The organism is Pseudomonas sp. zbq_18 (genome assembly GCF_043102245.1).
Classification (GTDB): domain Bacteria; phylum Pseudomonadota; class Gammaproteobacteria; order Pseudomonadales; family Pseudomonadaceae; genus Aquipseudomonas.
In genome coordinates this window covers 86,260-110,688 of record NZ_JBICIT010000019.1, presented here as the reverse complement: position 1 = coordinate 110,688, position 24,429 = coordinate 86,260, and the positions used below count along the sequence as shown (strand labels likewise).

Here is a 24,429-nt window from a genome sequence, read left to right as displayed (position 1 = left end):
GGTGGCCTCCTGTCTGAAGTCTCGGCATCAACAGTAAGCCCCGGGCGGGAAGCCATCTTGACTCTCGTCAGCTCTGCGACAGATTCGTCAGCAAAGATTGCTATGGCTTTGCCGATGCTCCGGCTATCAGTAGGATCGGATTTTTACCCGCTGGAGAGCTGTGATGCGGCCGAAGATGGATGCCTGTCTGGATGCGATCAACCAGGTAGTGCTGGGCAAGGATCATCAGGTGCGCCTGGCTCTGACCTGTCTGCTGGCACGTGGTCATCTGCTGATCGAGGACCTGCCCGGCATGGGCAAAACCACCCTGAGCCAGGCGTTGGCGCGAGTGCTGGGGCTTTCCTACCAGCGCATTCAGTTCACCTCGGACCTGCTGCCGGGCGACATTCTCGGCACTTCGGTGTTCGATAAGGACAGCGGGCAGTTCGTCTTCCATCCCGGGCCGATCTTCGCCGAACTGGTGTTAGCCGACGAAATCAACCGTGCCACACCGAAGAGCCAGAGTGCGCTGCTGGAGGCCATGGAGGAGGGCCAGGTGACCATCGAGGGCGCCACACGGCCGCTGCCGGAACCCTTCTTCGTCATCGCCACGCAGAACCCGGTCAGCTCCGGCGGCACCTTTTCGTTGCCGGAGTCGCAACTGGACCGCTTCCTGATGCGTTTATCGCTGGGCTACCCGGCGCGGGCGGCGGAAAAGTCGCTGCTGCTGGGCGAGGCACGACGTGATCTGCTGCCGCGCCTGGAGCCGTTGCTCAATCATGCCGAGCTCGCCGCCATCCAGGCGCTGATCCCCCAGGTGCGCGCCAGTGATGCGCTGGTGGATTACGTCTTGCGCCTGGTCGAGGCGACTCGCAGCGAGCCGCAGTTCGCCTGGGGCCTGTCGCCACGCGCCAGCCTGGCGTTGTTGGCGGCCGCGCGGGCCTGGGCCTTCCTGGCCCACCGCGACTATGTGATTCCCGAGGATGTGCAGGCCGTGTTGCCGGCGGTGGTGGGGCACCGTCTGCGCGAGCGGGCCGACCCGGCCGGGCATGGCGGCGGCACGCTGGTGCAATGGCTGCTGCGCGAGGTCGCGGCAGTCTGATGACGCTCAAGTCTCGTTGGCGCAACTGGATCGCCCGACGCATTCCGGCCGCGTCGCAGGTTCAGCTCAACCAGCGGCGCATCTTCATCATGCCGGATCGGGTCGGGGCGGCCTTTAGCGTGCTGCTGGTACTGATGCTGCTGGCCGGGATCAACTACGAAAACAGCCTGGCCTACGGCCTGACCTTTCTGCTGGCGGCGATTTTCGTGATCGCCATCCTGCACACCTATCGCAACTTCAGCGGCCTGATCCTCAAGGCCGGTGCCAGCGGCGCGGTGTTTCTCGGAGAGCCGGCGCGTTTTCGGGTGCGCCTGGAGAGTGCCAGGCACCCGCACCAGGCCATTGCCCTGGGGTGGCCGGAGCAGCCTCTACAGGTTCAGGATGTCCCGGCAGGTGGCGAGAGCGAATGCGAGCTCGGCCTGCCGACCCTGCGTCGTGGCTGGCTTCGCCCGCAGCGCATGCGCGTGGAGAGCCGCTTTCCGCTGGGCATTCTGGTGGCCTGGAGTTGGGTCGACCTGGATCAGGCTGTGCTGGTCTACCCGCGCCCGCTGGAGGGTGACCTGCCCCTGGCTGCGGGAGGCGGCGACGATGACGAGGAAGAGGGACTTCGCGCCAGCGGGCAGGGCGCCGATGACTACCAGGGTTTGCGCAGCTATCAGCCGGGCGACTCGCGCCGGCGTTTGCACTGGAAGGCTTTTTCTCGCGGCCAGGGCCTGCTGGTCAAGGATTTCGCCGCATTGAGCGGGCGCGATCTGTGGCTGGATTTCCAGGCGCTGGGCGGCGACATCGAGGCGCGCCTGTCGCTGCTGTGTCACTGGGTGCTGCAACTGGATGCCCGCCAGCAGGCTTATGGCCTGCGCCTGCCTGGTTTCGAGCGTTCGCCGGACTATGGCGATACCCATCGCGAGGCCTGCCTGCGAGCCCTGGCGCTCTATGGAGAACGGCCATGAGCGTGGCGCCGGGGATTCCTCGCATAGCCCTGACCTGGCTGCTGGTGGCCCAGGTGCTGGTGATTTTGCCATTGCTGTTGCACCTGCCGCCCTGGCTTGCCGTGCTTTGGCTGTTCTGTGCCGGCTGGCGCGTGCAGGTGTTTCGCATGCGCGCCGGCTTCCCCAGCGGTCTGGCACGCGCGGGCCTGATGCTGGCCACGGCCGCGGGTGTGTTCCTGTCCCGTGGCAGCCTGATCGGTCTGGATGCCGGGGCGGTGCTGCTGGTCGCGGCCTTCATCCTCAAACTGGTGGAACTGCGCAACCGCCGCGATGCGCTGGTGCTGATCTTCCTCGGCTTCTTCGTCGTGGTGGTCGGCTATCTGTTTGATGACGGCCTGTTGCCGGCGCTGTATAGCCTGCTGCCGATTACCGCGCTGCTGGCGGCACTGATCGGACTGCAGCAGAGCAGCCTGGCCACGCGTCCGCTGGCGACGTTGAGGCTGGCTGGCACCCTGATGCTGCAGGCTGTACCGCTGATGCTGGTGCTGTTCCTGTTCTTTCCACGCCTGGGCCCGCTATGGAGCCTGCCGACACCGCAGCGGGGCATCACAGGCCTGTCGGACAGCATGGCGCCGGCCGATGTAGCCGAGCTCAGCCGCTCGCCGGAATTGGCCTTCCGCGCCAGCTTCGAGGGTGCGCCACCGCCGCGCAGCGAGCTGTACTGGCGTGCCCTGACCCTGGATCACTTCGATGGTCGGCGCTGGTCGCAGGGCTGGGGCGCACAGCAATCGGCCGCGCCGCAATGGCGCAAGCAGGGTGAGGCGTTGTCCTACAGCATCATCATGCAGCCCAGTGGCAAACCCTGGCTGTTCGCCCTCGATGTGGGGCAGACCAGCCTGGCCAATACCCGGCAAATGAGCGACTTTCGCTTGCAACAGTCGCGTCCGGTGCTGCAGAGCCTGATGTACGAAGTGCAGTCCTGGCCGGCCGCCGTGCGCGAGGAACAGCTGCCCAAGGGCGTCATGCGCAGCAGTCTGCAGTTGCCCAAGGACGGCGATCCGCGCGCGCGGCAATGGGCTGCGCAGCTGCGCCGCGAGCATGGCGACGACGAGGCGCTGGTACGGGCGCTGCTGCTGCACTTCAACCAGCAGCCCTACGTTTACACCCTCAGGCCACCGCCGGTGGGGCTCGACAGTATCGATGAGTTTCTCTTCCGCACCCGGCGCGGCTTCTGCGCCCACTATGCCGGTGCCATGACCTTCGTGCTGCGCGCGGCGGGCATTCCGGCACGGGTGGTGGCGGGCTACCAGGGTGGCGAGTACAACTCGTCAGCCAATTACCTGGCTGTGCGCCAGTACGATGCTCACGCCTGGGTCGAGTACTGGCTGGCAGGGCGCGGCTGGGTCAGCGTCGACCCGACGTTCCAGGTGGCGCCGGAGCGTATCGAGATGGGATTGGAAGAAGCCTTGGCCGAAGAGGATGGCTTTCTCGATGACTCTCCCTTTTCACCGCTGCGCTACCGCCATCTGGAGTGGCTCAACGAGCTGCGTCTGACCTGGGATAGCGTCAACTACAACTGGCAGCGCTGGGTGCTCGGCTATCGCAGCGAACAGCAGCTGGGGTTGCTGAAACGCTGGTTCGGCACGCTGGACTGGCAACGCCTGGCACTGGTACTCCTGGGCTGCGGCGCGGCGGCACTGGGGCTGGTAGCCTTGTGGTTGTTCAAGCCCTGGCGGCGCGAGCGCGATCCGTTGCAGCGACAGCTACGCCGTTTCGAGTCGCTGTTGGCCCGTTATGGCCTGCAGCGCGGCAAGGGCGAAGGCGTGCGTGACTTTAGCGCGCGGGCGGCGACGCTGTTGCCACGCCAGGCGCAGGCACTGGATGAATTTGCCAGGGCCTTCGAGGCACAGCGCTATGCCGGCGCTCAGGCCGAGCCAGAGCGGCTTGCGGCCAGCCTGAAACGCCTGCGCAGCGAATTACCCTGGCGGTCACCGGGAGGGAGAAAGGCATGAATGCATTCGACACTCGACTCAACAGGCGCATCATCGAGTTGCAGGTGCGTCTGTACGCCTGTGGTGCCCGCATGCAGGCGCGCACGGATGACGAGGCCCTGCATGAGCTGCGCATCGCCGTCCGCCGCTTGCGCAGCTTGCTGCGTCCATTGCGCCAGGAGCCGCTCTGTGCCGCGCTGGAGCAGAGCGCAGGCGCATTGGGCAAGGCCAGCGGTCCGCTGCGTGATCTGGAAGTCCTGGCGGCCGAGCTGCGCCGCCTGGGCCAGAGCGAGGCGGCGCAACGGCGTCTGGCCGAGCGTGACGACGGCTATGCGCAACTGCTCGCCGGAGTGCCGTTGCAGCGCCTACAGATCCGTCTCGACGACTGGCCTCAGGATTACCGCGATGCTCACCGTGATGGCCAATGGCAAGCCGGTGCCAAGCAGGTGCGCCGCAATCTGGCCAGGCAGGTACGCAAATTGACTGCCGCCTTGCGCGATCCGAACCATGACCGCCATCGCCTGCGCCTGCTGATCAAGCGCCTGCGCTACTGTGCCGAGGCCTGGCCGGCCTATAGCGAGCTGAACTCATCGACCCTGCGGGCCTTGCGTCAGGCTCAGGGCGCGCTGGGTGACTGGCACGACCATCTGCAATGGCTGCTTCGCGCTCAGAGTGAGGCGGATCTGTGGCCTTGCGTCCAACACTGGCAAATCAAATTGCTCGCTGCGGAACGACAGGCGGATGAGTGCCTGGCCGAATTGACCCTGAAACTTTCCGAGTCCTGAGCCCATTACAGAGCATTTCCGGCGCTGATTTGGCCGCATAGTCCCTCCCGTGTGCGACTGCTTTTCACTAAGCTTGCAGCTGCCTGAAAGGAGATTGCGCATGACCTTCGCTGAACTGATCCACGCCGTCCATACCCGCCCCCAGCATGTCGTCGTCCCGCCCTTGTGGGGCCAGGGTCGAGCGACCTTCGGCGGCCTGGTGGCGGCGATGCTGTATGAAGCCATGCGGCTCAAGGTGCCGGCCGGTCGCCCGGTACGCTCGCTGTCCATCACCTTCGTCGGCCCCATGTTGATGGGTGAGGCGGTGGCCTTCGAGGTTGAAGTGCTGCGCGAAGGAAAATCCGTCAGCCAGATGCTCGGCCGTGCGGTACAGAACGGCGAGGTGGTGGCCATCGCCCAGGGCAGTTTCGGTGCGTCTCGTCGATCTGCGGTCAAGGTCGAGGCCGAGCCGGCGCCGGCGATGAAGGCTGTGGAGGAGTGCCAGGAATTGCCTTATCTGGCTGGTGTCACCCCAGAGTTCACACGCTTTCTGGCCATGCGCTGGGGGCAGGGCGGCATGCCGTTCAGCAACACGCCGTCGCGCCATATGGGCGGCTGGGTACGCCTGCGCAGTGACGTGAGCCATGACCGGGTCAGCGAAGCACATCTGTTGGCACTGGTGGATGCCTGGCCGCCGGCGGTGTTGTCCCACCTGAAGTCCCATGCGCCGGGCAGCTCGCTGACCTGGACCATCGAGTTCGTCCATCCGTTACCCAGCCTCACCACCCACGACTGGTGCCTGTACCAGGCCGAGATCGAGCACGCTCTCGATGGTTATGGCCACATCGCGGCGCGGCTGTGGACCAAAGACGGCCAGTTGCTGGCGCTGAGCCGGCAGACCACCACGGTGTTCGATTAAGTCTCGATCTGTGGCAGGTCGAAGAAGGCTCGGGCCGTAGCCGTACTGTGCGCTGCCAGGCTCTCCTGGCTTTCGCCGCGGTGCAGTGCGACCTCGCGCAATACCTCACCAAGAAAGGCCGGCTCGTTATGCCCGCTCTTCGGTTTGGGCCGCAGGCTGCGGGGGAGCAGGTAGGGCGCGTCGCTCTCCAGCATCAGGCGCCCCGCGGGGATGTCGCGCATCAGCGGATGCAGGTGGGTGCCGCGGCGCTCATCGCAGATCCAGCCGGTAATGCCGATATGCAGGTCGAGATCGAGATAGGCATACAGGCTGTCCTTGCCGGCGGTGAAGCAATGCACCACGGCGGCCGGCAACTGGTCGCGGAACTGCCGGAGGATGGCGACCAGGCGCTCACTGGCATCACGCTCATGCAGGAACACCGGTAGCTGAAGCTCCACAGCCAGAGCCAGCTGTTCCTCCAGGGCCTTTTCCTGCTGCGGTCGCGGCGAGAAGTCGCGATTGAAATCCAGCCCGCATTCACCCACGGCACGTACTGGCGCTTCACTGAGCAGGTCGCGCAGCTGCCGGGCACTTTCTGTATTCCACTGGCTGGCGTCGTGCGGGTGAACCCCGGCGGTACTGAACAGTCGGCTGCCGGTTCCATCCAGTTCCTGGCAGAAATGCAGCGCTTGCGCGCTTTCCTCCAGACTGGTTCCAGTCAGCACCAGTTGGCAGACGCCGGCCTCATAAGCGCGGGCGAGCACCGCATCACGCTCCCGAGCCAGGCTGGGATGGGTCAGATTGACGCCGATGTCGATGAGTTGCATGGTGCTACCTCAGTGGTTGAGCCGGCAGCATAGCAAAGCCGGCTTTTTATCAATAAAACAATCAAATACAGATGCTTGCATATGTCTATTAATGCTCTTTGTCAGCATGAGCTGGCCATTTGAAGCACCTTGTGCGAGGCTCCGCGCCCCGCGCGCTGGAACCATCTGTCGGCGGGATGCTCTTAGTCGCTCGGGTCTGCTCATGACCCGGCGCTCCCCGGAGGCTGGATGATTCGCACGCTGCTTTTCTTGCTCTGCTGCCTGGCAGTGTTGCCGGCCCATGCCCGCCTCAGCGGCTTGGGCGAGCACCCGGCGCAAGTGAGCAAGCAGCGCGACCTGGCGCAGATTCGCAAGAGTGGCGAGCTGCGAGTGTTGGTCAACCAGAGCCGCAACAGCTCGGGCGAGGTCAAGGGGCAGGCCATTGGCGTTGAATATCACCGTCTGCGGGCATTCGAGCAGTACCTCAATCGCAATGCCCGCGATGGTCGCAACCTGCGCATGAAGATCATCCCCAAGGCCAAGGACCAACTGCTTGCCGCCCTGCAAAAGGGTGAGGGCGATGTGGTCGCGCCGGGGGAGCTGATCGATGTGCATCCCGGCATGGGCGTCAGTGCCAGCCAGGCCATTCGCAGCGATGTACCGCTGGTCGTGGTTGGCAACCGCAATAACCGGCATTACCGCAAGCTGGACGATATGGCCGGGCGCAGTCTGGCACTGCCGCTGGGCAGCGCCGCAGGTGAAGCGCTGCGCGAGGTCAACCAGCGTCTGGCGCAACGCAAGCAACCGCCAATCGTGGTGGAGTGGGCCGACAGCAGCCTGGCGGTGGAGGATGTGCTGGAGATGGTCCAAGCCGGTATCTATCCCTGGACCGCTGTCGAACTGCCGATTGCCGAGCGCTGGCTCAAGGTCATGCCCAGGCTGCGCATCGAGCGCCATCTGGTGCTCAGCAAGGCGGGGGAGATGAGCTGGTTCGTGCGGCGTGATGCGCCGATGCTGCGCGCCAGCGTCGACCGTTTTCTCGCCAGCTACCGTATGCCCGATGACGTGGATTCGGCCTTCCAGCGGGTCTATCGGCGCTCCTACAAGGTGCGCAATCCGCTGGGACAGGCAGATCGTCAGCGCCTGGAGCGGGTCAGAGCTGTGCTGCAGAAGCATGGCGAGGAGCAGAACCTGGACTGGCTGCAACTGGCCGCGATGGCCTACAAGGAGTCCACGCTCAATCCGGCTGCACGCGGAGCCTCCGGTGCTACCGGGCTGATGCAGGTCACCCCCGGCGCCGCGCGCAGCGTAGGGGTCGGCAATATCCAGGGGCTGGACAACAATGTGCTGGCGGCGACGCGCTACATGGCTCGCATCCGCCGCGAGTTCTTCGCCAGCCGCCAAATCGATGATGTCGAGCGCAGGGCTTTTATTCTGGCGGCCTACAACATGGGGCCGCAGCGGGTGCAAAGCCTGAGAGCTGAGGCGCGCAGGCGCGGCCTCAATCCCAACCAGTGGTTCTTCCAGGTCGAGCGTGTGGCTATGGAGAAAATGGGCCTGGGCGTCGCCAGCTATGTGAATAGCGTGAACAAATACTATCTTGCCTATGATCGTGAGCGCTTTTTGCTGGAGCCTGCCCGCGCAAAGAATAGGTAAATCGAATAATTCGATTTGAATTAGCGCAAAAATGCGCTTTTAGTATCGATTAATTCGAATAGCATGTGCCTCACCAACACTACTCACCTGAAGGACCTGGCACATGAACAACCTGATCAAATCCCTGATGTCTTCCTCCGCCGGTTACGGCATTACGTTGCTGCGCGTGGTGACCGGCCTGACCTTTGCCGCCCACGGCGCGCAGAAGCTATTCGGCTGGTTCGGTGGCTATGGCCTGGAGGGCGTAGGCCAGTGGATGGAGAGTATCGGTATCACGCCCGGCTACCTGATGGCCGCGCTGGCCGGTAGCGCCGAATTCTTTGGTGGCCTGGCGCTGGTCGTCGGTCTGCTGGTACGTCCTGCGGCGCTGTCGCTGCTGGTGTCCATGCTGGTAGCCATGTTTGCCGTGCACTGGGCCAATGGCTTCTTCATCACCAACAATGGCTATGAGTACGCCATGATCCTCGGCCTGATCAGTGCTGTGCTGATGATCGAAGGCGCCGGCAAGCTGTCTCTGGACCGTCTGATTTCGCGTCAATAACGGCAACCATGAATAAAAAGGCCCGCATTGCGGGCCTTTTTGTGCTCAGGGCTTTTCTCGGGCCTGGGCCAGTTGTTCGGCTGCATCCAGGCGCAGCCTTTCGCGCTCGTCGAAGCGCTCTTCGGCCAGGCGTTGCAGGGCTTTCTGTCGGTCTTCAACGCTGAGGCCGCTATTGGCTTCGAGTTCGGCCTTCGCCTTACGATAATCGCTGAGCCGTTTCTGCCACTGTTGCCGTTGCCGATCGAGCGACTCCAGGCGCTCGGTGGCTTCGGCACCGACCAGTTGCAGGCGCAGCTGGCGAATCTGCTCGCTACTACCACCATTGGCTTGCAAAGCAGCGGTTTGCTGGCGCAGCTCACTTTGTAATTGCGGCACCAGCAGCGCCTGCATGTCTTCCGGCAGGCCCGCGCGCAGCTGATCCAGTGCATTGGCTTTCTGTTCATCGCTGAGGTTGGCGTCGTGTCGAATGGCCAAGCGCTCAAGGGTGAACTGGTTGTAAGCCTCTTCCTGAGCGAAAAATGCCTGGTGTGCTTCGGCGCTGAACAGTCGCGCACGCAGGGCCTGCACGGCCTGCTCGCGCTGGCGCATGGCATCCAGGTTGGCCATTTGCGGCAGATCCTGCTCCAGCTGTATCAATTGGCGCTTGTAATCCAGGTACTGCGCCAGCAAGGCCAGTGCCTGGCCCTCGGCCGGCTCCTGCAGTTGGTGCTGAATGTAGGCTTGCAGTCGAGCGATGCTGGTGTTCAGGCTCTCCTCGCCATAGGCGCTGAGGAAATAATCGAAGATGCGCCGGATATCCATGCTGACCAGCAAGTTGCCACTGTCATCGAGGCGAAACTGGCCATCGACCTGGGTGCCGGCAAAGGAGGGCGGTAGCGGAGTATTGGCGACCGCCTGCGGCGCAGATGGGCGCGCTTCGGCGGTCGCTGCGATGGCAGTCTGGGCCTCGTCTTGAGCGCTGAGCATGGGCGCCTTGGCTTCAGGCGTGTGGCGCTCGAGCGGGTTGAAATAGAGGGTGGCGGCGACACTGGCCCCGATCAGCAGGGGCGTGGCGAGCAATAGCGCTTTGTTCACGGCGAGACTCGTCGAGTGGAAAGTGCTCGGGGCCCGCAGGCCCCGATATCTGGCTCAGAGGCCGGCTTGCTTGAGGCGGTTGGCTTGCTGGCGGTAGACAGTCACCGGATCGGTCTCGAACAGGCTGGTCAGGCCGAACACCTGATTGACCTCGTCGAGGTGGTTCATCCGGTAGTTATCGCGGATTACCTTGCCCAAGTGAGAGCTGCAGCGACCGACCAGACCGTCGTTTGCCTCATCGAAGGTCAGGGAGCTGGCACCCAGCAGTAGGTCGCTCACATCAAACACATTGGTCAGCGGACTGGTACCACTCCATGAGTAGTAGCTGACGCCATTGACCTTGTAGGCCCCTTCGCCACAGGCGCTGGTGGGAATGCCCTGTGGGTACTTGGCATTGAACGCCGCGGCGCCCTGGCTGTTGAGAGACTCGAGCGAGCCCAGGGCATTCTGCGGCGAGGTGCTGGCGCTGCCGGAGAGGAAGTTGATCAACGCGCCCAGGCCATTGACGATGCCAGCCAGCAGGGTCTCACCGGCCGAGCCCGGCGGAATCTGGCGGAGGAAATCTGCGGTGTCAGAGCCTTTGTGCGGCGCGCCGACACTGGTGACCGAAGCGACCAGGTCAGGCCGAATGGCTGCTACGTAGCGAACAGTTGGGCCGCCGTGACTATGGCCAATCAGATTGACCTTGCCTTTACCGCTGATGGCTGCGATTTCCTCGACCTGTTCGAGCAATTCCTCGCCGCGCAGCTCGGAAGTATTCAGCTGGCTGACTTCGGTGATGTACACGCTGGCACCATCGGAACGCAGTGCGGACGGAATGCCGTACCAGTAGTCGATGCCGAGGATGCTGTCGAAGCCGAGCATGCCGTGGGTCAGGACGATCGGGTATTTGGTCTTGGTGTAGCCGGTGGAGCCGAACAGGCCTGCTTCGACCTGACCCGACAATACCAGGCTGGAACCGAGGCAGAGGGCGAGCAGTGTTTTCTTGTTATTCATGGGGCGCTCTCGAACGGTGATAGGCAGTGATCCTCCATGCGCTTAGCCATCCGCTCCCATCCTGGAAGCGGAACTTCAGCGACATGGGGTTGGGCAGGATCTGTGCCAGAACCTGAGCATTTCGAACGATGGCTCTAAACGGGCGTTTGTGGCGCAAGCCGCGCAGTGGCAGGGCTCTATCAGCCGCTACGGGTGTTACCGAGAGAAACAGTCAGGCCAGTGGCCAGGTGTCGATCTGCTGATAACGAGGGCCGATCATCGCGGAGTTGGAGCTGAACAGCGCGAACCGATCAACGTGCCAGGCGAAGCTGAACGCTGCTGGACTGGTTGGCTCGGTGGCATGCCTAGCCAGTGTCAGATGCGGGCGATAGGTGCGTTGTTCGCGCGTGAATCCACACCGCTGCAGCTGCTCCGCAAGCGCCTGCTGCAGTTGCATAAGAGCCATGGGAGGGCGGCTGGGCGCCAGGTGCAGAAGCCCGTCGTTCCAGATATCCAGGCGATCCAGGCGCAACTCGAATGCGCGATGCCTTTTAGTGTGATCGGCCGCAGCGCGCAGATCTGCCAGACGGGTTGTGGCTTGCTGACCAAGAAAGGCCAGCGTCAGGTGCAGGTCATGCTCGTGCACCCAGTTGCCAGAGCAAGGGAGTTGCTGTCGCCAATCCTGGATGCTCCGGGCTTGTGCAGAAGACACGGGGATGGCGAAGAACAGTCGTAGCGACTCGGGCATGCGGCCTCCTGGCTTGACAGAGCGGTGCTGGCGTTTCTAGCATCGCACCCCATAGCGCCGATTTAAGAGCAACTTGCGGGGCGCTGCCCGGTTGGGTGAATACCGCTAAAGCGCTGGCCGGTGTCGCCTCCCACCGCAGTCCGGCGGGACTATGAGGCTGAGACTGTATAAACATGAGTTGCCCACGCGCCCATCTGCATTTTTCCCCCTTGCCGCATGCCGCGGTCAATCGCCATCCCCATGTGCTGCTGGTTGGCAATCAGCAACCCAATCTGTTGAAAAACCTGGAAGGCTGGCCCAAGCACTGGCCGGCATCGCGCAATTTCCTGATCCGTTTTGTTGCCCCGTTGGCACAGCAGCTTGCAGCCATCCCAAGCGACAGTTACGACCTGGCGGTGGTTGGCCGCGAGTCCACGGTTGTGGATGCCGAGTTGATCGGGCAGTTGGTGCGGGTGGCCCGCCAGGGCGTGATCAACCTCAGGTAATGGCTGGATAGTCGATGGCGGTGATATAGAACGCCTGCTCACCGCCTGGGGTGTTCACTTGTACTTCAGCATCCAGCGCCTTGCCTACCAAGGCGCGGGCCAGCGGCGAGTCGATACTGATCAGCCCCAGCTTGAGATCGAGCTCATCCGGGCCGACGATGCGGTAGCGCACCTCGTTACCGTTTTCATCTTCCAACGTGACCCAGGCACCGAAGTAGACCTTGTTCGGGTCGGCGGGGCGACTATCGACAACCTTGAGGTTTTCCAGGCGCTTGGTGAGGAAGCGAACGCGACTGTCGATCTCGCGCAGCATCTTCTTGCCGTAAATGTATTCGGCGTTCTCCGAACGGTCGCCCAGGGCGGCGGCTTCACTTACGGCCTGGGTCACTTGAGGACGACGCACATGCCACAGCTCATGCAGCTCGGCGCGCAGGCGCGCCTCGCCTTCAGGAGTGATCAGCGGTGTTCCGGCGGTGCGCGGTGGACGATAACGGCTCATGGTACTGGTTGGTAGCAAAAGGGTTGGCCATTCTAGCAATGACCCTATTGCCTCACACCTCGCGCAGCACGGTCAGTGGCGATGCGTTCAAGGCCTTGCGCGTGCCCCAGAGGCCGGCTGCGCCAACCAGCAGTGCGCCGATCAGTGGCAAAACCAGCAGCCAGGGGTGCGGTTGCCACTGCAGATCCAGTGCATAGCGATAGAGCAGGAAACTGGCCAGCTCGCAACCCAGAGCCGCCAGCAAGCCACTGACGGCCCCCAGCAGGCCGAACTCGGTACGCCTGGCCTTGAGCAGCAGCCGGCGTTCGGCACCCAGGGCGCGCAGTAGAGCGCCTTGGCGCAGGCGCTCGTCTAGGGTCGCCTGCAAGCCGGCGAGCAATACGGCAATGCCGGCTGCCAGCACGAACAACAAGACGTACTCCACTGCCAGGCTGACCTGCGCCATGATGCTGCGCAGTTGTTCCAGCAGGGCCTCGACCTGCAGCAGGGTGACGGCAGGGAATTCTCGCGCCAGTTCGACCAACTGGCGTTCGCTCTGTGGCGGCAGGTAGAAACTGGTCAGGTAGGTGGCGGGCAGGTCTTGCAGCGTACCGGGCTGGAAGATCATGTAGAAGTTCGGCTGGAAGCTGTCCCATTCGACCTTGCGCAGGCTGCTGACTTGAGCCTCGCGCTCGATGCCACCGACATTGAAAGTCAGCCGATCGCCCAGTTGCAGTCCCAGGCTTTCGGCCAGTTTGGACTCAACCGAGACCCCCGGTAATTGCTCCGTCTGCGCGCTCTGCCACCACTGGCCGGTCAGGAGCGTATTGCCTTCCGGTAGGTCTTGTGACCAGGTCAGACTGAGATCGCGGCTCACCGCGCGCTCGCCCTGACTCTCCTTGCTGACGATGCCTTGCACCGGCTCGCCATTAATCAGGGTCAGGCGTCCGGCAACGATGGGGTAGAGCGGCAGCGCGTGTGTGGACAGGTCTTCGAGACGGGCGGCGAAGGCGTCTTTCTCGCCAGGCAGGACATTGAGCGCGAAGTGATTCGGTGCCTGCTCGGGTAGCTGGTTTTGCCATGTATCCAGCAGTTCGCCGCGCAACAGGGCGATCAGCGCCATGGCCATCAGAATCAGGCCAAAGGCCAGTGATTGCCCTGCAGCGGCCAGCGGGTGCCGAAGCAGCTGGCCCAGCCCCAGGCGCCAGGGTAGGGCTGCGCGTGCCAGAAGCTGGCGTAAGCCCTTGAGTGCAAGCAACAGCAGGCCACCGAGTAGCAGTGTGGCGATCAAGCCGCCGCCCAGCAATGCCAGGGTCAGTTTCCAATCCAGGCTAAGGCGCCACATGATCAGGGCCAGCGCCAAGAGCGCAGCGCCATAGACCAGCCAGGAGCTGGGCGGCACCGGTAGCAGGTCACGACGCAGCACCCGCAGTGGCGGTACGCGACCTAGTGCGGCCAGCGGCGGCAAGGCGAAGCCTGCCAGTGCCACCAAACCAACAGCGATGCCGGCCAGCGCGGGTGTAAGCCCCCCCGCGGGCACGCCCGGCGGTAGCAAACCTTGCAGCAACTGGAACAGCACCAGTTGCCCCAACCAGCCGAGCAGGGCGCCGCAAAGGCAGGCCAGCAGACCCAGGATGGCCAGTTGTAGGCCAAAAAGCCCAAGCGTTTGACGCCGTGAGAGGCCGAAGCAGCGCAGCAGGGCGCCAGTGTCGAAATGGCGCACGGCGAAACGGCTGGCAGATAACGCCACCGCGACGCCAGCGAGGAGTACGGCCGCCAGGCTGGCCAGATTCAAATAGCGCTCGGCGCGGCCCAGAGCGCCACCGATTTGCCGGTTACCGTCGCGGGCATCTTCCAGGCGCTGATGAGGCGCGGCGCCGTCTTCCACGATTTTTCGATACTCGGCCAGAAGCTGGGCATCGCCGCGCCAAAGCTCGCGAAAGCGCACACGACTGCCCGGTTGCACGACGCCGGTAGCCTCCAGATCGTCCAGGTGCATCAACACACGGGGTGTCAGGCTGTAGAAGTCGCCAGCTCGGTCTGGCTCATGGGTCAGTACCCGACTTAGGCGCAAGGGTAGGTTGCCGACTTCGATAGTGTCACCGACTTTGAGGTTCAGGGCCGCAAATAGACGAGCCTCCGCCCAGGCCTCACCCGGTTGCGGACCGGAACTCACCTGCTCGGCAGCGTAGGGCTCGGCGGCACTCTTCAGCTCGCCCCGTAGTGGGTAACGGCTGCTGGCTGCCTTGACGCTGGCCAGCTGAATGCCCTGGTCCGTGGCGATGACACTGGAAAACTCCACGACCTGGGCGTGAGCGAGGCCAAGTCGCTTGCCAGCTTCGATCTGCTCGGATGCTGCTGGGGAACTACCGCTGAGCACCAGGTCGGCACCGAGAAACTCTGTCGCGCGTAGCAGCATGGCGCCATTGAGACGAGCGCTGAAGTAGCCGATGGCAGTACTGGCGGCGACGGCGATCAGCAACGCGAAAAAGAGTACGCGCACTTCGCCGGCACGTGTCTCGCGCAATAACTGACGCCAGGCCAGGGGCAACAGACGAGGGTTCATCAGGGCTCCACGCAGTCGATCAGACGACCGGCTTCAAGCCGAATCATGCGCCGGCAGCGGTGCGCCAGGCGCTCTTCATGGGTCACTAGAACCAGAGTCGTGCCACGCTCCTGGTTGAGCTGGAACAGCAGATCGCTGATGTGCTCGCCCGTGTGGCTGTCGAGATTGCCGGTAGGCTCGTCGGCGAACAGAATCACCGGGTTTGCGGCAAACGCTCGCGCAATGGCCACACGTTGCTGCTCACCGCCAGAGAGTTGGCGAGGGAAATGGCTCAGACGGTGGGCAAGTCCGACCCGTTGCAGCAGATCGCCGGCCCGCTGGCGGGCATCGACGCGGCCTTCCAGTTCCAATGGCAGCATGACGTTTTCCAGTGCGCTGAGGTTGTCCAGCAACTGAAAGGACTGGAACACGAAGCCAACCTGCTCTGCACGTACCTGGGCGCGGCGGTCTTCATCCAGTGTGTGCAGGGCATTACCGGCCAGTTCGATTTCACCGGAGCTGGGCAGGTCGAGACCCGCCAAAAGGCCGAGGAGGGTGGATTTACCTGAGCCGGAGCTGCCGACTATGGCCAGACTATCGCCGGCCGCCAGCTCGAACGAGAGATCCTGCAGGATGGCCAGCTCGCCTTCCGTGCTGGGAACCACTTTGCTAAGGTGCCGCGCAGAAAGAATGCTTGCGCTCATGGAGAGTCCAATGCGTGCGATTTGGATGAGTGGTGCACTGACACTGATGTTGTGGGCTCAGAGCGCACTGGCCGGCACCGTACTGGTCGTTGGCGATAGTATCAGCGCGGCTTTGGGCCTGGATACCCGAGTGGGTTGGGTCTCTTTGCTGCAGGAACGTCTGGATGACGGCGGCTTCCAGTATCGGGTTGTGAATGCTTCGATCAGTGGCGAAACCAGTGCTGGCGGGCTCTCTCGCCTGCCAGCACTGCTTGCGCAACACTCTCCAGAAGTCGTGATTATCGAACTGGGCGGCAACGATGGCTTGCGCGGTCAGCCACCTGCGCAATTGCAACAGAATCTTGCTTCCATGGCTCTTAAGTCACGCGAAGCCGGCGCCCGCGTACTGCTTCTCGGCATGCAGCTGCCGCCCAATTATGGTCAGCGCTACACCCAGGCATTTGCCCAGGTATATAAAGATGTGGCGAGTAGTCAGCAGCTGGCATGGGTGCCGTTTTTCCTAGAGGGTGTCGGCGGTGTCCCGGGAATGATGCAGGCTGATGGTATCCATCCCACGGCCAAGGCTCAGCGGCGATTGCTGGATAACGTTTGGCCCAGCCTGGAAGACTTGCTCTGACGCTTTCCCGCCTCCAGCCTTTCAGCTATCGTGGCGCCCCTGCTCCGGAGCTCTGAATGCCGCGCCATCCCTGGTCCCTGTATGCCTATCACCTGGTTGTCCCTGACGACCAGCTTGATCTGTTCGCTTGTCGTGAGGCCAGGGTCCACTTGGTGGCTCGCCAGCTCGAGTTGGGCGAGTTTGCCGATAGAACGCTTTGCGGAGGGTTGCTGCCGGCGGCGCCAGTAATGCGTGAGCTTGATCGTCATGAGTTGCGTGACAAGCGGCTGTGCCCGGTCTGTCGGCAGATACTCGATGCTCAGCGGCGCGGTGAGCGGCCAGTCTGGCCACCAGCCTGAGCCCTCCCTGCCTTTACGGGAGCCGTGTACAATCGCTCTCTACATTTCCACCGCTTTGCCAGCAAGGATCTATTGATGTTGCCGCGTGCCCGTTTACTGTGCCTCGCCAGCCTACTCTGTGCTGGCTCTGCTGCTGCTCTTGAGTTGCCCATGCCGCCACCTGGCGAGGATATTGTTGGCCAGGTTCAGGTCGTCAAGGCGCGTTACGAGGACACGTTCGCTGACTTGGGCTCAGCCAATGATCTTGGCTATCTGGAAATGGTCGCAGCAAACCCCGGTGTCGACCCCTGGTTGCCGGGAGAAGGCGCAGAGATAATTCTGCCCACTCGCTTCATTCTGCCGCCGGGGCCGCGTGAAGGCATTGTTATCAATCTTGCTGAGTACCGTCTTTACTACTTTCCCAAAGGGCAGAACGTAGTTCATACCTTCCCCCTCGGAATCGGTCGTGAAGGCTGGGGCTCACCTATTGCCAATACCTCGATTATCGCCAAAACCCCCAACCCCGGTTGGACGCCGCCGGCTTCCATTCGTGCCGAGCATGCAGCGGAAGGCGATCCTCTGCCTGCCTATGTACCGCCAGGCCCGGACAACCCGCTGGGCCCGTTCAAATTTACCCTGGGCACGCCCGGCTACCTGATTCATGGTTCCAACAAAAAGTTCGGCATTGGCATGCGCGTCAGTCACGGCTGTTTCCGTATGCTCAATCACAATGTGCTCGAACTGGCCAAAATGGCACCCGTAGGGACCTCCGTGCGCATTATCAATGAGCCCTACAAGTTCGGTATCAGTGGTGGGAAGATCTATTTGGAGGCTCATGAGCCGCTGAGCGATACCGGCGAGGCTTCAATCGTGGACAAGCACACTGCGGTGATCAATACGCTGCTCAAACGCGACGATGCTGTAGGCAGCATGCGTCTCGACTGGGACATGGTGCGCGAGGTAGTGGCGGCCGAGGATGGCTTGCCGATTGAGATTGCCGTCCCACAGCAGTCTTTGGTCAGCCAGGACGTACCTCTCGATATCTAACCTGCAAAACTCAAAGGCCCGCCGAAGAGGAGCACTCTCGGCGGGCCTTTTTGTTGGCGTAATAAAAAAGCCGACCCGGAAGCCGGGTCGGCTTTTCAAAGCCTGAGCAAGGATTACTTGCGGCTGGCTTTTTCCAGCATGCGCAGAGCGCGCTCGTTGGCTTCGTCAGCAGTCATCTGAGCTTTCTGAGCGGCAGCCAGAGCCTCGTCGGCTTTGCGGTAGGCTTCGTCAGCACGAGCCTGAGCGCGGGCAGCAGCGTCTTCAGTAGCGGTCAGACGAGCTTCGGTTTCTTTGGATACGCTGCTGCAACCGGTAGCCAGAACAGCGGCCAGGGCCAGAGCGGAGAGTTTCAGAGCGTTGTTCATCGTATTCCCCTTAAGGTGGACTTTCCATGAAAGGCAATTTCCCGAACGCGGGAAATTAGCCGGGCACATACTACCCGTTACTTTTAGTAAGTAAACTGAGCCGACGCAAGTCGGAGAACTTTTTTTTCAGGCGTACAGGATTACGGATCTCCGCTGTTTAAAAAACATACAATCGGGTCGCTTGATACCTTTGGTCGCGCCCTCTAGAGCGCATGGCTAGCCTAACGCCAGCTTGTTAAGATCCCGCCGCACCTACGCTCACCTAATAAGGATGTTTGGATGTCGAAGCTCATCAAGTGGGGTTTAGTACTTGTTCTGGCGATTGCATTGCTGATCAAGGTCTCCCTCTGGTTATCGGTGCGTTCGATCATGAATGATGCGGTGGCCAAGCTCTCACCCTTTATGCTGATCAGCTATGAGGGGATTACTTCATCGTTCGATGGGAGGGTCGGTGTAGAAGGGCTCAAAGCTCGCCTGCCGATGTTCGATGATGAAGTGCGTGTCGCCCATGCCGAACTGAAGTTCGACGGACTGCGAAGTCTGCTGGCATTCAAGGAAAAACTGGCCGAAGGCAAGTTTCCGGAGCAGATGGCGGTCAATCTCAAAGGCCTTGAAATTGATGTGCATGGTCCGCTGATGGAGTTGATCCACAGCGCACCACAGGAAAGAAATCTGTACTCAGCCTTGTCCAGTGCGGCTTGTGGTCGCTCCAGCATCATTGGCGTCGATGAGTTGCTGGATATGGGCTATCGGACGCTGGAAACAGACAGCCACTTCTCTTATCTCTTTCAGCCTGGCGCACAGACGCTGACGTTCAGTTTGAACGCCGATACCCGTGATATGGGGGATTACCGCATCAGTCTATCGCTGGCCAACATGTCGGATAAGCCTGGTGATTTGCGCGCGAACCCGCCACGGGTGTCGAGCATTACCCTGGAGTTCAATGACAACCAGTACTTGCGCAAGGTCAATGAATACTGTGCGGCCAAGCTTGGTCAGTCGAAGGCTGAATACCTACAAACCGCTATCGATCATTTGGACAGCTCTTTACGAGCCCAGCGCATAGCCCTGGATTCTGCCCTTCTGGATGCTCTGAAAAATTACTACGCAGACCCGCAGGCACTGCGCATCGAGCTTGCCCCAAGCGAGGGAGCAGCTCTGGATGGCCTGCAGTTTTTCGAGGAGTCAGATGTAATCGCTATGCTGCGACCTGTCTTGTTGGTCAATCATCAAGCCATATCGCCACTGACCTTCACCTGGGTTGAGCCCGCCAAAGTCGCTCGGATGGATCCAAACGAGCTGGTCAGAGCTGAAACTCAGCCAGAAAATAACCAGACGCAGTATGAGTTCGTCAGAGTCGACAGCCTTCGCGATCATGCGGGCAAACGGCTACAGTTCATTACTTATGACGGCACTTACTACCAGGGTGTGCTGCACAAGGTAGAAAACGGCAAGGTTTATCTCAGTGTCCAGTTTGGAACTGGGTCTGCTGAAATGTTTCTTCGCCTGGAAAAGATAGATAAGGTACGGGTTCTGCTGTGAAAACCGTTGAGGAGATGAAATGAGCGCGGGGCTGTCCATTCACCACGATCAGGCTGGCCATCAGTTCGAGACTGTTGTCGATGGTCATCGTGCCTATCTGGCCTATATGGATCTGGGCAAGCAAACGCTCGATATCTATCGGACTTTCGTGCCCAACGCTTTGCGCGGACAGGGTATTGCCGCCGCACTGACCGAACAGGCTCTGGAGTACGCAGAGTCCATGGGGTACACGGTCATTCCGTCCTGCTCCTACGTGGAGCGCTACCTGGAGCGCCGTCAACGGCACCAAGCTAAGCATTGATAAAGCGTCAGACAAAAACGCCGGGCATAGCCCGGCGTTTTAGTTTTGCTTCCAGAGTCAGGCGCGCTGACGAGCCGGCAGCACATCCTTGAGTTTGCCATGCATGCTGCGCAGGGTCTTCTCCGTGGCATCCCAGTCGATGCAGGCATCTGTGATGGAAACCCCGTATTTGAGATCGCAGAGATCCTTGGGGATAGACTGATTGCCCCATCCCAGATGGCTCTCCACCATCAGGCCGACGATCGAGTTGTTGCCTTCAAGAATCTGGTTGGCCACGTTTTCCATGACCAGTGGCTGCAGTGCCGGATCCTTGTTGGAGTTGGCATGACTGCAGTCGACCATGATGTTCGGGCGAATTTTCGCCTTCGCCAGCTCCTGCTCGCAGACTGCAACGCTGACCGAATCGTAGTTGGGTTTGCCGTTACCACCGCGCAGTACAACGTGACCATAGGCATTGCCCTTGGTGGTGACGATGGAGACGCCGCCTTCCTGATTGATGCCGAGGAAGCGGTGCGGGCTGGACACCGATTGCAATGCGTTGATGGCCACTGTCAGGCCGCCGTCGGTTCCGTTCTTGAAGCCAACGGCCGAGGACAGACCGGAAGCCATTTCCCGGTGTGTCTGAGACTCGGTAGTGCGGGCGCCAATGGCAGACCAGCTGATCAGATCCTGCAGGTACTGAGGGGAGATCGGATCCAGTGCCTCGGTGGCAGTTGGCAGCCCCATCTCTGCCAGGTCAAGCAGAAGCTTGCGACCAATATGCAGGCCGTCCTGGATCTTGAATGAGTCGTCCAGGTAGGGATCGTTGATCAGGCCTTTCCAGCCGACTGTGGTGCGCGGCTTTTCAAAGTACACACGCATCACTAGAAACAGGGTGTCAGACACTTCAGCGGCGAGAACCTTCAGGCGCTCGGCGTACTCATGAGCAGCCTTGATGTCGTGGATGGAGCAGGGGCCCACCACGACAAAAAGACGATGGTCTTTGCCATCGAGGATGTCACGGATAACCTGGCGGCCATGGGCGACAGTGCGCTGGGCTGCTTCGGTCAGGGGGATTTCGCGCTTGAGCTGCGCCGGCGTGATCAGGGTTTCGTTGGAGGAAACGTTGAGATCGTCAATCGGTAAATCAGCCATCGTGGTACTCGTCAGGTCACGGGAGCCGAGCGCCTCTGGCGGGCGAAATCTGTGGGCGCAGCGGGGGACGGGAACCTTAACGCGTTCAGGGGCCGCTAGACAATGGCCGCACTAATGGAAATGGCCCTGAGGGAAGTCGGCAGCGTGCATCGAGATCCATTCACGGGCAATGTTTTCGAGCTCAAGTGAACAGCCCATTTCCTGTTCACGCTGATGACGATAGTGCTCGATCTGGCAGACCTGTTCGACCATTCGGGCACGAAACAGGGTTTCTTCATCAATAAAGGCAATGCCCACCAGATAGCCTTCACTGAGCTTGCGGCACCAGGCGACCACACCCGGATAGCGCGCTTGTTCGCCGAGCAGAGGGATGCGCAACTCCACTGCCGTGCCTTTGCGAAAGCCTTTCTCGGAATTGCATGCCACTCCGCCCAGGCTGATATTGTGTAGCCGCTGCCGGGGCAGAAAAGCATGTTTACGCTGAACCAGTTCTACCGGCATATCGCTTGGGTGACGCAAAAAACGTCGCATTTCGAATACTCCGGATGCCATGCCTTTGACATCACTGACGAACAGTATAGTGCCCAGTCTCGAACTGACAGATTTCGACGCCGACCGCCTATTGTTGGATCTGCCAGGGAGAAGCCTGCTCATATTTACCAGCATAGGCTGTGCCAGCTGCCGCTGGGCCCGGCTAAAGCTACCGACCATGCCGTTAGCGGTTGATCGCTTGTGTTGGGTGGACGCCGCTGAGAACGGCGGCTTGGTGCAGCGCTATGGTGTGTTTCATCTGCCCAGCCTGTTTCTGATCGAGCATGGCCAATTTCTTGGCGCTATCGCCTCCCGCTTGTCTCCAGACGGTCTCTCTGCAGCTCTGGAGCTGGCACAAACCCGAGAACCTGAGGAGTTGCCCTGATGCAGGATTCACGTCGGCCGCGTATCGGAATCATTGGCACGGGTGCCATTGGCGGCTTCTACGGCCTGATGCTGGCGCGGGCTGGTCATGATGTGCACTTTCTGTTGCGCAGTGAGTACGGCGTGATTGCCGAGCGCGGCCTTCAACTCAACAGTGCCGTTCACGGCCAACTGCATCTGCAACCTGTGCAGGCCTGGAATAGTGCGGATGACATGCCGCTATGCGATTGGCTGCTGGTCGGTGTTAAAACCACGGCCAATGCCGAACTTGCACCGCTCATTGCCCGCCTGGCAGCAGCCAACGCGAAAGTCGTGTTGCTGCAAAACGGCTTGCAGGTGGAGGAACAACTGCGACCGCTTCTACCTGACTCGCTGCATTTGCTGGGTGGGCTGTGCTTCATCTGCACGCACCGTAGCGCCCCTGGGATTATCGAGCACCAGGCATTGGGCGCGGTCAATCTGGGTTATCACTCCGGCCCGGATGCATCATCGGAGACTGCTCGGAGCCTGGTAGAGGAGGGCGTCGCTCTGTTTCGTTCGGCAGGCATCGAGTCCACGGCGATGGATGACCTGACCAGCGCTCGCTGGCAGAAGCTGGTCTGGAATGTGCCTTATAACGGCTTGTCGGTGTTGCTTGATGCAGGCACAACGAGGCTGATGGCCAATACCGATAGCCGCCAGCTGATCGAAGACCTCATGCAGGAGGTGATGCAGGGCGCTGCCGCTTGCGGATACAGTTTGCCGGCCGACTATCCCCGTCAGCTTCTGACGGCCACGGAGCGCATGCCCGACTATCTGCCGAGCATGTACCATGACTTTACCCATAAGCGTCCCCTGGAGCTTGAGGCTATTTATGCCGCGCCCTTGGCTGCGGCCGCCGCGTCCGGGTGTAAGCTGCCCAAAATGCGCATGCTGCTGCAAGCGCTGCGCTTTATCGACGCAAGCTGAGGTGCGCATGAGCAAAGGGCTTGGTGACAAACTGGTACTGGCGATCTCTTCTCGGGCGCTGTTCGACCTGAGTGAAAGCCATCGAGTCTACGAAAGTGAAGGCGTCGAAGCTTATCGCCAGTATCAGATCGATCACGAAGATGAGGTGCTGGCTCCGGGGGATGCATTCCCCTTGGTGCAGAAGCTACTCGCGCTCAATGCCCAGTTGGAGTTGGCACGCGTAGAAGTTGTGCTGGTGTCACGCAACAGCGCCGACACCGGCCTGCGGGTGTTCAATTCGATCCAGCATTATGGCCTGGGGATTTCCCGGGCGGCGTTTGTGGGTGGGCGCAGTCCTTACCCCTACCTGGCGGCGTTCGGCAGCCACCTGTTCCTTTCCACTCACGCAGAGGATGTGCGCAGCGCTCTGGATGCGGGCTTTGCCGCCGCAACCATTCTGTCCGGGGGCGCGCATCGTGCGGCCAGTGCCGAACTGCGCTTCGCGTTCGATGGTGACGCGGTGCTGTTCTCTGACGAGTCCGAACGGGTCTACCAGACTGGCGGACTGGAGGCCTTCCAGAGTCACGAGAAGGCTTCTGCGCGCGAGCTGCTTGGTGGCGGTCCTTTCAAGCCTTTCCTCTATGCCCTGAATCGCCTGCAGCGGGAGTTTTCCGAGGACCTTTGCCCTATCCGCACGGCCCTGGTTACCGCGCGTTCCGCTCCAGCCCATGAGCGGGTCATTCGCACCCTGCGTGAATGGGATATTCGCCTCGATGAGTCGCTGTTCCTTGGCGGCCTGGACAAGGCAGCCTTTCTCGAAGCCTTTGCGGCCGATGTGTTCTTTGATGACCAGCCAGGCCATTGCGAGAAAACTCGCGAGGTGGTGGCCACCGGGCATGTGCCCCACGGTGTGAGCAACGAGTTGCAGCCTTAAGCCAACGTCTGGCGCTGCTAAGCTCTCAGCAAGGCCGCTACTGGGATGCCTGGGAGGCCATCATGTTGCGCTCGATTCTCTACGCTACCGACCTGGGACTGTATGCGCCTTATGTGCTGCAGCACGCACTGTCCCTAGCTCGGGCTTTCAATGCCGAGTTGTATGTTGTGCATGCTGTTGAGCCGCTAGGGTTGTTCGCCGAGTCGGTCCTGCAAACCTATCTGGATGAAAGCACGCTGCAGGAGTTACGCAGCAAGGGGCTTGCCACCGTGATGGCCAGCATTGAGCAACGTGTGCTGGAAGGCTTCTGCGACGAGATGGGGGAGGCGCATCAGGACATGCAGATGATCCGTAACGTACGGGTGGCGCAAGGCGATCCGGCACAGGTGATCCTGGATGAAGCCCGGAAACTAGGGGTCGATCTGCTGGTCGTAGGGAGTCATAGCCACGGCGCTGCTCAGGACATTCCACTGGGTAGAACGGCTGCGCGCCTGCTGCAGCTTTCAGAGACGCCGGTGTACTTGGTGCCCATGCTGCAACATCGCTAAGTACGCCTGTTGGCAGTCGTTAGACGAACGGCATGCATGGCTCTGGAAATCGTCTAGTTTTATATTTCAAACCATAGATATGGTTATATGGCTGTGCTGTGAAATTCA

At 61.3% G+C, this 24,429-nt stretch carries 27 protein-coding genes; 17 read left to right on the top strand and 10 right to left on the bottom strand.

From position 1 onward, the window contains the following. Positions 1-163 precede the first annotated feature (163 nt). From ACF8C6_RS15820 to ACF8C6_RS15800, 5 genes are all read left to right on the top strand, one after another. Positions 164-1,081 (top strand): MoxR family ATPase, encoded by a 918-nt coding sequence (locus ACF8C6_RS15820; RefSeq protein ID WP_277690453.1) that lies wholly within the window; start codon positions 164-166, stop codon positions 1,079-1,081. Then, on the top strand, positions 1,081-2,031 hold the full coding sequence (locus tag ACF8C6_RS15815; RefSeq protein WP_392500160.1) for a DUF58 domain-containing protein: 951 nt from the start codon (positions 1,081-1,083) through the stop codon (positions 2,029-2,031). The genes ACF8C6_RS15820 and ACF8C6_RS15815 overlap by 1 nt, the downstream gene beginning before the upstream one ends. Next, positions 2,028-4,022, top strand: a complete 1,995-nt coding sequence (locus ACF8C6_RS15810; protein ID WP_392500159.1) for a DUF3488 and DUF4129 domain-containing transglutaminase family protein — start codon at positions 2,028-2,030, stop codon at positions 4,020-4,022. Before ACF8C6_RS15815 ends, ACF8C6_RS15810 begins: the two co-directional genes overlap by 4 nt. Then, positions 4,019-4,786 carry a CHAD domain-containing protein gene (locus tag ACF8C6_RS15805; protein WP_392500158.1) on the top strand — a complete coding sequence of 256 codons (768 nt, stop codon included), beginning with the start codon at positions 4,019-4,021 and terminating at the stop codon, positions 4,784-4,786. The genes ACF8C6_RS15810 and ACF8C6_RS15805 overlap by 4 nt, the downstream gene beginning before the upstream one ends. A 100-nt stretch (positions 4,787-4,886) precedes the next feature. Continuing rightward, positions 4,887-5,684, top strand: coding sequence for an acyl-CoA thioesterase (locus tag ACF8C6_RS15800; protein WP_392500157.1), 798 nt, complete (start codon positions 4,887-4,889; stop codon positions 5,682-5,684). Here the strand turns inward: ACF8C6_RS15800 and ACF8C6_RS15795 are convergent. After that, positions 5,681-6,490 (bottom strand): TatD family hydrolase, encoded by an 810-nt coding sequence (locus ACF8C6_RS15795; RefSeq protein ID WP_392500156.1) that lies wholly within the window; start codon positions 6,488-6,490, stop codon positions 5,681-5,683. The two genes, ACF8C6_RS15800 and ACF8C6_RS15795, sit on opposite strands and share 4 nt — an antisense overlap. Before the next feature lie 228 nt (positions 6,491-6,718). Here ACF8C6_RS15795 and ACF8C6_RS15790 point away from each other — a divergent pair, with 228 nt between their 5' ends. Both ACF8C6_RS15790 and ACF8C6_RS15785 read left to right on the top strand, forming a co-directional pair. Further along, positions 6,719-8,125: a transglycosylase SLT domain-containing protein gene (locus ACF8C6_RS15790; RefSeq protein ID WP_392500155.1), complete on the top strand. Its 1,407-nt coding sequence runs from the start codon at positions 6,719-6,721 to the stop codon at positions 8,123-8,125. Between the two features lie 103 nt (positions 8,126-8,228). Continuing rightward, on the top strand, positions 8,229-8,666 hold the full coding sequence (locus ACF8C6_RS15785; RefSeq protein WP_277690460.1) for a DoxX family protein: 438 nt from the start codon (positions 8,229-8,231) through the stop codon (positions 8,664-8,666). Positions 8,667-8,711: 45 nt separating this feature from the next. Here the strand turns inward: ACF8C6_RS15785 and ACF8C6_RS15780 are convergent, their stop codons facing one another. The 3 genes from ACF8C6_RS15780 to thpR all read right to left on the bottom strand — a co-directional run bounded on the left by ACF8C6_RS15780 (position 8,712) and on the right by thpR (position 11,463). Next, positions 8,712-9,740, bottom strand: coding sequence for a lipase secretion chaperone (locus ACF8C6_RS15780; RefSeq protein ID WP_392500154.1), 1,029 nt, complete (start codon positions 9,738-9,740; stop codon positions 8,712-8,714). Positions 9,741-9,794: 54 nt separating this feature from the next. Continuing rightward, positions 9,795-10,736 (bottom strand): triacylglycerol lipase, encoded by a 942-nt coding sequence (locus ACF8C6_RS15775; protein ID WP_392500153.1) that lies wholly within the window; start codon positions 10,734-10,736, stop codon positions 9,795-9,797. A 211-nt stretch (positions 10,737-10,947) separates the two neighbouring features. Beyond that, complete coding sequence (gene thpR / locus ACF8C6_RS15770; protein ID WP_392500152.1) at positions 10,948-11,463, bottom strand: RNA 2',3'-cyclic phosphodiesterase; 516 nt, start codon at positions 11,461-11,463, stop codon at positions 10,948-10,950. A gap of 173 nt (positions 11,464-11,636) precedes the next feature. Between thpR and ACF8C6_RS15765 the strand changes: the two genes are divergently transcribed. After that, positions 11,637-11,948 (top strand): class I SAM-dependent methyltransferase, encoded by a 312-nt coding sequence (locus tag ACF8C6_RS15765; RefSeq protein ID WP_392500151.1) that lies wholly within the window; start codon positions 11,637-11,639, stop codon positions 11,946-11,948. Here ACF8C6_RS15765 and greB read toward each other — a convergent pair. From greB to ACF8C6_RS15750, 3 genes are read right to left on the bottom strand one after another with little or no spacing between them, the layout of a single operon-like run. Beyond that, positions 11,941-12,447, bottom strand: coding sequence for a transcription elongation factor GreB (gene greB / locus ACF8C6_RS15760; RefSeq protein WP_392500150.1), 507 nt, complete (start codon positions 12,445-12,447; stop codon positions 11,941-11,943). The genes ACF8C6_RS15765 and greB overlap by 8 nt on opposite strands. Positions 12,448-12,499: 52 nt before the next feature. Further along, positions 12,500-14,992, bottom strand: a complete 2,493-nt coding sequence (locus ACF8C6_RS15755) for an ABC transporter permease (protein WP_392500149.1) — start codon at positions 14,990-14,992, stop codon at positions 12,500-12,502. Beyond that, positions 14,992-15,675, bottom strand: coding sequence for an ABC transporter ATP-binding protein (locus tag ACF8C6_RS15750; RefSeq protein WP_392500148.1), 684 nt, complete (start codon positions 15,673-15,675; stop codon positions 14,992-14,994). The genes ACF8C6_RS15755 and ACF8C6_RS15750 overlap by 1 nt, the downstream gene beginning before the upstream one ends. A gap of 10 nt (positions 15,676-15,685) precedes the next feature. Here ACF8C6_RS15750 and ACF8C6_RS15745 point away from each other — a divergent pair, with 10 nt between their 5' ends. The 3 genes from ACF8C6_RS15745 to ACF8C6_RS15735 all read left to right on the top strand — a co-directional run bounded on the left by ACF8C6_RS15745 (position 15,686) and on the right by ACF8C6_RS15735 (position 17,655). Further along, the gene (locus ACF8C6_RS15745; protein ID WP_392500147.1) at positions 15,686-16,291 is read left to right on the top strand and encodes an arylesterase; all 606 of its coding nucleotides are present in this window, start codon (positions 15,686-15,688) and stop codon (positions 16,289-16,291) included. A 56-nt stretch (positions 16,292-16,347) separates the two neighbouring features. Then, the gene (locus ACF8C6_RS15740; protein WP_392500146.1) at positions 16,348-16,629 is read left to right on the top strand and encodes a hypothetical protein; all 282 of its coding nucleotides are present in this window, start codon (positions 16,348-16,350) and stop codon (positions 16,627-16,629) included. Between the two features lie 75 nt (positions 16,630-16,704). Further along, positions 16,705-17,655 (top strand): L,D-transpeptidase family protein, encoded by a 951-nt coding sequence (locus tag ACF8C6_RS15735; protein ID WP_392500145.1) that lies wholly within the window; start codon positions 16,705-16,707, stop codon positions 17,653-17,655. Between the two features lie 113 nt (positions 17,656-17,768). Here the strand turns inward: ACF8C6_RS15735 and ACF8C6_RS15730 are convergent, their stop codons facing one another. After that, a complete protein-coding gene (locus ACF8C6_RS15730) occupies positions 17,769-18,020 on the bottom strand; it encodes an Lpp/OprI family alanine-zipper lipoprotein (RefSeq protein ID WP_277690471.1) in 252 nt (83 codons plus the stop codon). Positions 18,021-18,299: 279 nt separating this feature from the next. Here ACF8C6_RS15730 and ACF8C6_RS15725 point away from each other — a divergent pair, with 279 nt between their 5' ends. Both ACF8C6_RS15725 and ACF8C6_RS15720 read left to right on the top strand, forming a co-directional pair. Continuing rightward, the gene (locus ACF8C6_RS15725; RefSeq protein WP_392500144.1) at positions 18,300-19,562 is read left to right on the top strand and encodes a hypothetical protein; all 1,263 of its coding nucleotides are present in this window, start codon (positions 18,300-18,302) and stop codon (positions 19,560-19,562) included. A 19-nt stretch (positions 19,563-19,581) separates the two neighbouring features. Continuing rightward, positions 19,582-19,863: a GNAT family N-acetyltransferase gene (locus ACF8C6_RS15720; protein ID WP_392500143.1), complete on the top strand. Its 282-nt coding sequence runs from the start codon at positions 19,582-19,584 to the stop codon at positions 19,861-19,863. Between the two features lie 57 nt (positions 19,864-19,920). On the opposite strand, the gene ACF8C6_RS15715 is transcribed toward ACF8C6_RS15720, so the two are convergent. Both ACF8C6_RS15715 and ACF8C6_RS15710 read right to left on the bottom strand, forming a co-directional pair. Continuing rightward, positions 19,921-20,997, bottom strand: a complete 1,077-nt coding sequence (locus ACF8C6_RS15715; RefSeq protein WP_392500142.1) for a 3-deoxy-7-phosphoheptulonate synthase — start codon at positions 20,995-20,997, stop codon at positions 19,921-19,923. 111 nt (positions 20,998-21,108) lie between these two features. Further along, positions 21,109-21,528, bottom strand: a complete 420-nt coding sequence (locus ACF8C6_RS15710; protein WP_277690475.1) for a PilZ domain-containing protein — start codon at positions 21,526-21,528, stop codon at positions 21,109-21,111. Positions 21,529-21,547: 19 nt separating this feature from the next. Between ACF8C6_RS15710 and ACF8C6_RS15705 the strand changes: the two genes are divergently transcribed. The 4 genes from ACF8C6_RS15705 (at position 21,548) to ACF8C6_RS15690 (ending at position 24,321) form a co-directional block, all read left to right on the top strand. Then, a complete protein-coding gene (locus ACF8C6_RS15705) occupies positions 21,548-21,913 on the top strand; it encodes a thioredoxin (protein ID WP_392500141.1) in 366 nt (121 codons plus the stop codon). Further along, complete coding sequence (locus ACF8C6_RS15700) at positions 21,913-22,860, top strand: putative 2-dehydropantoate 2-reductase (protein ID WP_392500140.1); 948 nt, start codon at positions 21,913-21,915, stop codon at positions 22,858-22,860. The genes ACF8C6_RS15705 and ACF8C6_RS15700 overlap by 1 nt, the downstream gene beginning before the upstream one ends. A gap of 7 nt (positions 22,861-22,867) precedes the next feature. Beyond that, positions 22,868-23,773 carry a 5'-nucleotidase gene (locus tag ACF8C6_RS15695; RefSeq protein WP_392500139.1) on the top strand — a complete coding sequence of 302 codons (906 nt, stop codon included), beginning with the start codon at positions 22,868-22,870 and terminating at the stop codon, positions 23,771-23,773. Positions 23,774-23,835: 62 nt separating this feature from the next. Beyond that, entirely contained in the window at positions 23,836-24,321 is a 486-nt protein-coding gene (locus tag ACF8C6_RS15690) for a universal stress protein (protein WP_392500138.1), read from the top strand. Positions 24,322-24,429 lie beyond the last annotated feature (108 nt).